Below are 3,508 nucleotides of genomic sequence, written 5' to 3' on the forward strand. Positions count from 1 at the left end.
CTCTTTATCTGCTAGTGCTGTGGCCTTTGGTAATTGGAAGAGTTCTGATTTTAATCCATAAGCACGAAATCCGTTATAAGCCCCTACTATCCCTGCATAACGTCCAAAAGCCACAAGGCGAATACCATGCTCATTAGTAATCACTTCATGATCATAGAGTTCAATATTCTTATCAAGTACTGCCTTTAATAATTTCCTGTTATATGGCTGTTTTTTAATGGTATGTGAAAAGAAAAAATATTTCTTATTTGGTATTAGGTGTTCAATAGGAACTTCCTTTACCCCCAACAATACATCACATTCCTCCATTATAGAGGCCACTTTTAAACCTGCTGCTACATATTCTTCATCTGTAAAGACGCGAATTGGGGATGGTTCCACCGTAATCTGTGCTTCGGGATGTGTTTCCAGGACTTTTTGACATGCCTTGGGAGATAGGACAACCCGCCTGTCTGGTGGGTTTTTGCGTTCTCTGATGATTCCGAAATGCATAGGTATAATTTGGTATAAATTTTGCGTGAAAATACATGGATTTGTAGTGGTAGCCAAATTCCTTAATCATGAATATGTATAAGGAGTTCTATTTTTGCTAACTTCGCAATCCTTTTTAAGGCAAACGTTCATTGATAAAAAAGATGAGGGAATGAGATCTCGCCAAGGCGGGATTCAATTCGATTACGCCACGCGTGAGCGTAGCTATCTCATTGAAGGGGCCGACTGGTTTTGACAGCGAGACCAATGGCGATGTAAGCATGTCGAGCGCTGGGATATAGCTCGTAAAACTCATATTTCAAACTTTTAGTTGGCGATAATAATTACGCTCTTGCCGCTTAATCCGAATTATAGTAGGATTTAGCCTCGTCTCTACCAGGTAGAGAAGCGAGATGTCCCAGGATAGCCCTTGTTGACGGCGATTCATTTAGGGGCACCATAAAAGTCAACACAAGGGTACTATTGCTTTGTTAGTATCACCAAAATCTTAAGAAGCTAAGTGTGTAATAGGCGGTTTTTGGTCAGCTACACATCGAAAATCGAACAAAAACTAAGCATGTAGAAAGCATTGTAATTGCTTGTTTGGACGGGAGTTCGATTCTCCCCGGCTCCACCTATGCCCTCCGTAGCTCGAGATTTGTCGAGAGCGAAGGAGGGCTTTATAATATTAACCCCTAATAGTAATAATTCTATAAATTTTCTTCCGAAGGGCTTCGGTGGATGCCGATCCTATTTTTATTGCACTCATTATTTCTCCGCAGCTATTGCACAACGAAAGAGCTGGAGGGCTTTATAATATTAACCACTTATATTAATAATTCTATAAATTTTCTTCCGAAGGGCTTCGGTGGATGCCGATCCTATTTTGCATTTTTGTCCTCTGTAGCCTTGTATAAAGCAGGGTGCAGGATTTTTGCAGTTTCAAATATTATTTTTAATACATTTTAAAAGACTTTTATGGAACTTCCATACGCTGTTTATTTACTAAAATGTGCAAATGGACAATACTATACAGGTTATTCAAAAAATTTAAAAAATCGACTAAAAAACCATGCGAATGGAAAAGTCCGATTCACCAAAGATAAACTGCCATTTGAAGTAGTCCATGTATCACTATTTTCCAATAAGCAAAAGGCTTATGACTTTGAAAGATATCTAAAATCAGGTTCAGGAATTGCATTCAGAAATAAAAGGTTTACCTAATGACCAACATACATGCTACGAAGCTTCAGCGAAGGAGCAATGTCTGGTTCAGGAATTGCATTCAGAAATAAAAGATTAGTATGATGTCAATATTTGTGTGCTCCGAAGTTTCAACGAAGGAGCACAGGAACTATACTGGCGCTTATCATCATAGTCCTCACCCTCAATTGTTTTTAATTTCCTTTTATGTTCTTTTAAGTACCTTATGATTTCATGCTGACGAAATTGTCTTGCGAAACTTAATGCGGTTTGGCCTTTGTAAGTTGCATTGAGATCTGCACCCTTTTGCACCAGGTATCGGGACATTTCCAGTTGCCCGTATTTTGCCGCATACATCAAAGGTGTTTTATCCGCGCAAACACCCTCTATGTTGGCGCCATTTTCAACAAAATATCGCAAGGATTTCATCGATTTTAACTTGATACTTATGGCCAAATAATTATATTTTTTACTATCTCCTACTCCTACACATTCATTAATACGGTCTTCAGTAATTAAATGTTTAAAATTTTCAGTTCGGCCATACTTTATACTCCACGCAATTTTATTCGTTAATTCTTGTCCATAAGATGTGATTCCTATTGTTGAAACTAAGGTTATTAAAATCAGCTGTTTCAGACGTGAATTCATGATCGGGATTAAACTATGTACAACAATTGAGTAAAGCGATTTTTTCACTCTCTATCTCAAATATAGCGGATTAAGAGCATTATTCCCATAACTGATTATATGCATTTATGTTAAAAGTCTAAGCCAACAAGTTCTTTACTATATATACCTGCTATTCTAAAACATGAATATTCTTTTTGGCACAAATCGCTTTCAATTCATCAGGCCAGATAGAAACTGTTACTTCACCCAGATGTGCGGTTCTTAAAAGGTACATATACGTTCTCGCCTGACCAATTCCGCCACCGATACTCAATGGAATTTCATCATTTAAAATTGCCCTGTGGTAAGGAAGTTTAAGAAAATCTGTTTGCCCGGAGAGCTCCAATTGGGTTTTCAAGGTGTCTTTGGTAACCCGAACCCCCATTGAACTCAACTCATGCCGTCTTTTGGTTACCGGATTATACACCAGGATATCGCCATTTAGTCCGTGCATTTGTTCCCCATTTATTGTTGTGGATGGCGTAATCCAGTCATCATAGTCTGCCGCACGCATCTCGTGGGGATAGCCGTCTTTTAGTACTGAACCAATGCCAATGATAAATACGGCAGGATATGTTTCCAGAAGCTTATTTTCTCTTTGTTTTCTAGGCAGATCAGGATACATGGCCAGGATCTCTTCTGCATGAATGAATTTGAGTTCTTCAGGAAAATCGGGATATTTGGGATCAGCTAATTCCGGAAAATGCGTTTTGGCCATAACACCTGCTTCTCTGATTACCTTCCAGATCTTTCTAACGGTATCTTTTAGATAATCTAAGGTTCTGTCTTCTTCAGAGATCCGCTTTTCCCAATCCCATTGATCGACATATGCAGAGTGATCATGATCAAGAAAATAATCTTTTCTTATAGCTCTCATATCTGTATTGATACCTTGCCCGACTGCACAATCAAATTGCGCTAAAGCCATACGTTTCCATTTGGTCGCCGCCTGTACCACCTGAGCCTCTATTCGCTTTGGTAAGCCCAGTCCTGCCGGAAACTCTACCGGAGTACGAGAGCCGTCACGATCCAGATAATCATTAACACCGCTATCCTCTCTTACGATTAATGGTACCTGAACCATTTGCAAATTTAAGGCCTCTGCCAATCCCTTCTCTATGAAGTCTTTGATCATATACAGCGCTTCCATCCTCTTTAAAGG

At 39.2% G+C, this 3,508-nt stretch carries 3 protein-coding genes, 1 other RNA gene and 1 pseudogene; 2 read left to right on the forward strand and 3 right to left on the reverse strand.

Annotated features, from left to right (window positions below):
• A pseudogene (locus WBN20_RS03400) lies at nt 1-492 on the reverse strand (alanine dehydrogenase); the annotation flags it as partial.
• Nucleotides 493-709: 217 nt separating this feature from the next.
• On the opposite strand from WBN20_RS03400, the gene ssrA reads away from it, so the two are divergent.
• Nucleotides 710-1,108: a transfer-messenger RNA gene (gene ssrA / locus WBN20_RS03405) on the forward strand.
• 341 nt (nt 1,109-1,449) lie between these two features.
• Nucleotides 1,450-1,695 (forward strand): GIY-YIG nuclease family protein, encoded by a 246-nt coding sequence (locus WBN20_RS03410; RefSeq protein WP_424280699.1) that lies wholly within the window; start codon nt 1,450-1,452, stop codon nt 1,693-1,695.
• 75 nt (nt 1,696-1,770) lie between these two features.
• Here WBN20_RS03410 and WBN20_RS03415 read toward each other — a convergent pair whose 3' ends face one another.
• Both WBN20_RS03415 and asnA read right to left on the reverse strand, forming a co-directional pair.
• Complete coding sequence (locus WBN20_RS03415) at nt 1,771-2,325, reverse strand: ankyrin repeat domain-containing protein (RefSeq protein ID WP_424280700.1); 555 nt, start codon at nt 2,323-2,325, stop codon at nt 1,771-1,773.
• Between the two features lie 151 nt (nt 2,326-2,476).
• On the reverse strand, nt 2,477-3,508 hold a 1,032-nt coding region (gene asnA, locus WBN20_RS03420; protein ID WP_424280701.1), incomplete at its 5' end, for an aspartate--ammonia ligase.

The sequence above is a fragment of the Eudoraea sp. genome, from assembly GCF_049665975.1.
Classification (GTDB): domain Bacteria; phylum Bacteroidota; class Bacteroidia; order Flavobacteriales; family Flavobacteriaceae; genus Eudoraea.